This is a genomic window from Mesorhizobium sp. IMUNJ 23033, from assembly GCF_044778005.1.
In the GTDB taxonomy this organism is placed as follows: domain Bacteria; phylum Pseudomonadota; class Alphaproteobacteria; order Rhizobiales; family Rhizobiaceae; genus Mesorhizobium; species Mesorhizobium amorphae_A.
Map to the genome: position 1 here is coordinate 21,407 of NZ_JBJACT010000036.1, position 6,094 is coordinate 27,500.

Consider the following 6,094-nt stretch of genomic DNA (forward strand, 5'->3'; position numbering starts at 1 on the left):
TCAGCGCTCCCGAGCAAGCAGCGATATGCCGGCTGCTTGCGCGACCTTCAGGACCTTACCCAGTTCAAGTGTGGGTTTGCCGTTTTCCAGTTCGGACAAAAACCTGCGCCCCACTCCAGCAAGGTCAGCAAAACTCTGCTGCGAGAGATGCCGGACCTCGCGAGCGCGCCGGACTACCCGCCCAATATCTGAGGCAGAGACGATCTCCAGCCCTAAGGTATCCGTCCCGCCAGGGCGCGGTGAGGCCGCGCCGGCTCCCTCGTCTTCATCGTTGGTCTCGGTGCTGCGAAGCAGATAAGCGTCGGGAAGCGTTCTGGGCAAGGCGGCCGTGATGAGTTCCGAAACACCAGGAAGCTTCAGATTGACCTGGGGTATTGCGTCGGTCAGTTGTTTGGTCAGGTCCGCCAGAGCATTGACGCGGGAAAGTGCCTCGGCGGTCCCCGCCGCGTTCAGTGAATTCCTGATGGCCTCATCACGACGCGATAAGTCTTTACTGGCCGTTTTGAGCGCTTCGCTGGAAGCATTGATGTCTGCAATGTGTTTCGCCAGGTCTCGGGTTAAAGGAATCTGGGAAAGCACCTTGGCGATCTCTCCCGCGTTCAAAGAGTTTTTCATCGTGTTATTATGGCGCGACAGGGCCCGACCGGCGTTTCTGAAGGCATCGCCAGATGCTTTGACATCCGTGACAAGTTTGGTCAGATCCTGGGCAGGACCTGCCTGCGCAAGCAGCTTTGCGATGTCTGTCGCGCTGCTAGCGCGCGTAGATTGCGTTCTCTTGACCATGTTTTGCTCCCGATCGGGAACATAAGCTTACTTCTCCAGTTTTTCAAGGAGGATCGATCCCGAACGGTATCACAGGTGACTTTGATCCCGATCGGGTTCAGTTGCCCCTCAGGGAGAGATCCTAGCGCCCTCTGATACCGTTCGGGTGCAGAGAGGTTGAGCGCCGGTCATTCGATATCGGACTGGAGCACGCGGCGACATTCCCAAGAATGCGGGATCGAACAGCAAACTCCGGACTTCCAGAGCAGAACGCCGACCCTCCCATCTCTACGCTATAGCCGCCGCAATGCCGCACAAGCGCTTTGCGCCTCTTTTCGTGCACTACTTCCTGGGTCTTGATGCTTGCCATCCGATTTCCGGCTGGAGCAAATGCGTGGCCGTCAAGACAGAAAAGATCCGGACCGAAGTAGTGAAGCCTAAGCAAGCTCCCGCCCTCGATCGAGCCTTGCTTCGCCTTGCCCGGTTGATTGGTCGACAGATGGCAAGAGAACAGTTCGACGCGACGCAGGAAGTCCCCCAAAAGACGAAGGCGAGCGATCGGGGACACTGATCGCCCAGGAAGTCTTCGCCTCTATGCTGAGGGCATAATTGCTCGATGAAAGTTATGGTCTGTTGGTAGATCGCGCGACCGCCTTGATCCCATAATGGGACCATGATAATGAGAAAACAATGAGGATCATCGCCCGCCGCAGCTTGCGGGAATTCGTCGAGGGCCTGTCAGGGCAGAAAGAAAAGCCGGCGGTCAAGGCCGCGCTCGATGCCTGGTTCGATGAAGTCAGCAAAGTTGCATGGGCGAGTTCTGCCGACGTTAAGAAGCACTACGCCACGGCAAGCATCGTCAGCGCCGAGCGGATCGTCTTCAACATCAAAGTCAATGACTATCGCCTCGTGGTGTCGGTTGATTTTGAGAAGGGCATCGCCTGGATCAAATGGATCGGCACCCACACGGCTTACGATAAGATCGACGTGACGGAGGTGAAGCATGGCAACTGATCTCAAGCCGATCCGCACCGAGGCGGACTACGAGGCAGCGCTTGCCGAAGTCGAACGGCTTTGGGGGGCCAAGGGCGGCACACCGAAAGGCGATCGGCTGGATGTCTTGGCCACGCTGATCGAAGCGTACGAAACCAAGCATTATCCGATGGATCCGCCCGATCCGATCGAGGCGATCCGTTTTCGCATGGAGCAGCAAGGCCTGACCCGAAAAGATCTAGAGCCGATGATAGGAACCCGCAACCGCATCGCCGAGGTGTTCAATCGCAAGCGGGGGCTGTCCATTGAGATGATCCGCAATCTGCACGACAAGCTTGGCATTTCGGCAGAGGTTTTGATTCGGCCAACTCGTCGTGAGGAGGCAGCCTGAAAGCAGATAGGAGACCAACCTATGACCCGGATCGCACTCTATGCACGGTATTCCACCGACAATCAGCGTGAGGCGTCGATCGAGGATCAGTTCCACGTTTGCAGAGAGCAGGCAAAGCGCGAGAATTGGGAAATCGTCAGTACTTACAAGGACGCCGGCATCTCGGGCGCAAGCATGATCCTTCGGCCAGGCATCCAGATGCTTTTGCAGGACGCCCAAAGGGGGTTGTTCAACATAGTGCTGGCGGAAGCCTTGGATCGCATCAGCCGCGACCAGGCCGACGTCGCGACACTCTATAAACATCTCAATTTTGCTGGCGTTTCGATTGTGACGCTCGCCGAGGGCAGGATCAGCGAGCTACATGTCGGCCTCAAGGGCACCATGAACGCCCTGTTCTTGAAAGACCTTGCCGCCAAGACCCATCGGGGACTGCGCGGCCGCGTCGAGAACGGCAAATCCGGCGGTGGCATTTGCTATGGCTATCGCCTTGTTAAGAAGTTGGACGTGCACGGCGACCCAATCCGCGGCGATCGCGAGATCGACGTGCATCAAGCACATATCGTCCGGCGGATCTTCCGGGACTTTGCAAACGGGGTCGGACCCCGTGCGATCGCCAAAGCTCTTAACGACGAGGGCGTCCCCGGCCCCGAGGGAAAGCTCTGGAACGACACGACCATTCGAGGTCACCTGAAGCGTGGCACTGGTATCATCAACAATGAGCTTTATATCGGGCGGCTGGTCTGGAATCGCCAGCGCTACCTGAAGGATCCGTCGACCGGCCGGCGCGTCTCGCGCCTCAACCCAGAATCCGAGTGGATCATCAGCAATGTGCCAGACCTACGCATCCTTGAGGACGAATTGTGGCAAGCGGTGAAGCGGCGGCAAACCGATATCTCCACCAAATTTGCCAATGTTACCGACGCGGTGCGCGAGCATCTTGCCAACAATCGGCTCAATGGCGCACGCCGTCCGAAGTCGCTCCTATCGGGCCTAATCTTCTGCGGCTGGTGCGGGGGCCCATATTCGCTACGGGGCGCGAACCGATTCGCCTGCTCGGCGCATATAAGCAACGGTTCTTGCTCAAACAGCCGAACCATTGCACGTTCTGAACTCGAAGAACGCGTGTTGGCGGGCCTGAAGGATCGAATGATGGCGCCAGAGGTGGCATCAGAGGCGATGCGCGCTTATGCGGAGGAAACGAACCGCCTCAATCGCGAACGACGCACTAACGCCCAGGCTTGGCGCGCAGAACTTGAAAAGACAGAACGGGAACTGGAGAAAGCGGTCGACGCGATTCTCGCCGGCCTACCCCCGCTCAAGCTGAAGGACCGTATCGGGACACTAGAAGCTCGTAAGGCCGAACTTTCCATCTTGCTTACGGAAGTGCCCAACGATGTGCCGGACCGACTGCCGAACGCCGCGCATATCTATGCAAAGAAAATTGGAAGGCTGACAGAAGCTCTCAACCGCACGGAGGATCGGGCAGAAGCGGCAGACGCCATTCACAGCCTCATCGAAAAGATCGAGCTACGCCCGGGCACACGCCGAGGCGTAGTTGACGCCACGCTGTACGGCGAACTGAGCACGATCCTCGCCTGGACCGAGCGGCAGACGACTGGAAGGGCTACAAAAAAGAACACTCCCGGAGCTGGGCTCATGGGAGTGTCTGGATCGGTGGTTGCGGGGACAGGATTTGAACCTGTGACCTTCAGGTTATGAGCCTGACGAGCTACCGGGCTGCTCCACCCCGCGTCAACCTTAGAAGTAAGCCGAAACTTACCGGATTCAAGCGCCGCCAAATGAAAGGGCCGCTTGCGCGGCCCAAAATCCCGTATGGCGGGCCTAATCGTAAGGAGAAGATTTTTCAACGTGCGTTTGGCAGACCTGGCAGCGACCTACTCTCCCGCGTCTTGAGACGAAGTACCATCAGCGCTGGAGCGTTTCACGGCCGAGTTCGGAATGGGATCGGGTGCAGCCGCTCCGCCATAACCACCAGGTCGGCAAAACGCACGTTGTTCGAGAAGCTGTTTTCTGTGCCATCCATCTCGGCGCAATCCACAGGATTGTCGCCTCAATGGGCATAAGGAATGAGAACGATCAAGCCGATCGAACTATTAGTACCGGTAAGCTTCGAGCGTTGCCGCTCTTCCACACCCGGCCTATCAACGTGGTCGTCTTCCACGGTTCTCAGGGAATACTCGTTTTAAGGTGGGTTTCCCGCTTAGATGCCTTCAGCGGTTATCCCGTCCGGATATAGCTACCCTGCTATGCGGCTGGCGCCACAACAGGTCCACCAGAGATCCGTCCATCCCGGTCCTCTCGTACTAGGGACAGATCCTTTCAATATTCCTACACCCACGGCAGATAGGGACCGAACTGTCTCACGACGTTCTGAACCCAACTCACGTACCGCTTTAAATGGCGAACAGCCATACCCTTGGGACCTGCTCCAGCCCCAGGATGCGATGAGTCGACATCGAGGTGCCAAACAACCCCGTCGATATGGACTCTTGGGGGTCATCAGCCTGTTATCCCCGGCGTACCTTTTATCCGTTGAGCGATGGCCCTTCCACGCGGGACCACCGGATCACTATGACCGACTTTCGTCTCTGCTCGACTTGTCAGTCTCGCAGTCAGGCAGGCTTATGCCATTGCACTCAGCGAACGATTTCCGACCGTTCTGAGCCCACCATCGCGCGCCTCCGTTACTCTTTAGGAGGCGACCGCCCCAGTCAAACTACCCACCATACATTGTCCCGGACCCGGATAACGGGCCGCGGTTAGACATCCATAGTAATAAGGGTGGTATTTCAAGGGTGGCTCCACCTGAGCTGGCGCCCAGGTTTCAAAGCCTACCACCTATCCTACACATGCCACTACGAATGCCAATGTAAAGCTATAGTAAAGGTGCACGGGGTCTTTCCGTCTAACCGCAGGAACCCCGCATCTTCACGGGGAATTCAATTTCACTGAGTCTATGCTGGAGACAGCGGGGAAGTCGTTACGCCATTCGTGCAGGTCGGAACTTACCCGACAAGGAATTTCGCTACCTTAGGACCGTTATAGTTACGGCCGCCGTTTACTGGGGCTTCGATTCAGAGCTTGCACCCCTCCTCTTAACCTTCCAGCACCGGGCAGGCGTCAGACCCTATACGTCGTCTTGCGACTTCGCAGAGCCCTGTGTTTTTGATAAACAGTCGCTACCCCCTGGTCTGTGCCACCCTCCTCTGCTTGCGCAGAAAAGGGTCACGCTTCTTCCGAAGTTACGCGTGCAATTTGCCGAGTTCCTTCAGCATAGTTCTCTCAAGCGCCTTGGTATACTCTACCAGACCACCAGTGTCGGTTTCGGGTACGGTCTATAAGGAGGAGCTATTTCCTGGAACCACGCAGCAGCCCTTTCAATCCGATAAGATTGGACTACCTCAATGATCCGTCACTACCTCCAGGCCCACGAATATTAACGTGGTTCCCATCGACTACGCGTTTCCGCCTCGTCTTAGGGGCCGGCTAACCCTGCTCAGATTAACTTTAAGCAGGAACCCTTGGTCTTTCGGCGGGGGAGTCTCTCACTCCCCTTACGTTACTCATGTCAGCATTCGCACTTCTGATACCTCCACCGCCCCTCACGGGTACGGCTTCATCAGCTTACAGAACGCTCCGCTACCGCTCGTATTGCTACGAACCCTAAGCTTCGGTGTATGGCTTTAGCCCCGTTACATTTTCGGCGCAAAGACCCTTATTTAGACCAGTGAGCTGTTACGCTTTCTTTAAATGATGGCTGCTTCTAAGCCAACATCCTGGTTGTTTTGGGATCCTCACATCCTTTCCCACTTAGCCATAACTTGGGGACCTTAGCTGTAGGTCAGGGTTGTTTCCCTTTTCACGACGGACGTTAGCACCCGCCGTGTGTCTGCCGACTAGTACTCCCAGGTATTCGGAGTTTGGTTA

Annotated in this window: 5 protein-coding genes, 1 tRNA gene and 2 rRNA genes (1 of these 8 only partly in view); 4 read left to right on the forward strand and 4 right to left on the reverse strand. The window is 56.6% G+C overall.

Annotation, left to right across the window (positions count from 1 at the left end; translation table 11 throughout):
• Positions 1-783, reverse strand: a complete 783-nt coding sequence (locus tag ACFX5Q_RS29585) for a helix-turn-helix domain-containing protein (protein ID WP_404283584.1) — start codon at positions 781-783, stop codon at positions 1-3.
• A 286-nt stretch (positions 784-1,069) separates the two neighbouring features.
• Between ACFX5Q_RS29585 and ACFX5Q_RS29590 the strand changes: the two genes are divergently transcribed.
• The 4 genes from ACFX5Q_RS29590 (at position 1,070) to ACFX5Q_RS29605 (ending at position 3,865) form a co-directional block, all read left to right on the forward strand.
• Positions 1,070-1,333 carry a hypothetical protein gene (locus ACFX5Q_RS29590; protein ID WP_404283585.1) on the forward strand — a complete coding sequence of 88 codons (264 nt, stop codon included), beginning with the start codon at positions 1,070-1,072 and terminating at the stop codon, positions 1,331-1,333.
• 119 nt (positions 1,334-1,452) lie between these two features.
• The gene (locus ACFX5Q_RS29595) at positions 1,453-1,776 is read left to right on the forward strand and encodes a type II toxin-antitoxin system HigB family toxin (RefSeq protein WP_404283586.1); all 324 of its coding nucleotides are present in this window, start codon (positions 1,453-1,455) and stop codon (positions 1,774-1,776) included.
• Positions 1,766-2,146, forward strand: a complete 381-nt coding sequence (locus ACFX5Q_RS29600; protein WP_145723142.1) for a type II toxin-antitoxin system HigA family antitoxin — start codon at positions 1,766-1,768, stop codon at positions 2,144-2,146. The genes ACFX5Q_RS29595 and ACFX5Q_RS29600 overlap by 11 nt, the downstream gene beginning before the upstream one ends.
• Before the next feature lie 21 nt (positions 2,147-2,167).
• Positions 2,168-3,865 (forward strand): recombinase family protein, encoded by a 1,698-nt coding sequence (locus tag ACFX5Q_RS29605; protein WP_404283636.1) that lies wholly within the window; start codon positions 2,168-2,170, stop codon positions 3,863-3,865.
• On the opposite strand, the gene ACFX5Q_RS29610 is transcribed toward ACFX5Q_RS29605, so the two are convergent.
• From ACFX5Q_RS29610 to ACFX5Q_RS29620, 3 genes are all read right to left on the reverse strand, one after another.
• Positions 3,822-3,898: transfer RNA gene (locus tag ACFX5Q_RS29610), tRNA-Met, on the reverse strand. The two genes, ACFX5Q_RS29605 and ACFX5Q_RS29610, sit on opposite strands and share 44 nt — an antisense overlap.
• A 130-nt stretch (positions 3,899-4,028) precedes the next feature.
• Positions 4,029-4,143 (reverse strand): 5S ribosomal RNA (rrf, locus tag ACFX5Q_RS29615).
• Positions 4,144-4,239: 96 nt separating this feature from the next.
• Positions 4,240-6,094: ribosomal RNA gene (locus ACFX5Q_RS29620) — 23S ribosomal RNA — on the reverse strand (it continues 943 nt past the right edge of the window).

Bases quoted from the DNA above. Each gene is read 5' to 3' on its own strand.
- ACFX5Q_RS29585 (WP_404283584.1), bottom strand. From the start codon at position 783: ATGGTCAAGAGAACGCAATCTACGCGCGCTAGCAGCGCGACAGACATC.
- ACFX5Q_RS29590 (WP_404283585.1), top strand. From the start codon at position 1,070: ATGCCGCACAAGCGCTTTGCGCCTCTTTTCGTGCACTACTTCCTGGGT.
- ACFX5Q_RS29595 (WP_404283586.1), top strand. From the start codon at position 1,453: ATGAGGATCATCGCCCGCCGCAGCTTGCGGGAATTCGTCGAGGGCCTG.
- ACFX5Q_RS29600 (WP_145723142.1), top strand. From the start codon at position 1,766: ATGGCAACTGATCTCAAGCCGATCCGCACCGAGGCGGACTACGAGGCA.
- ACFX5Q_RS29605 (WP_404283636.1), top strand. From the start codon at position 2,168: ATGACCCGGATCGCACTCTATGCACGGTATTCCACCGACAATCAGCGT.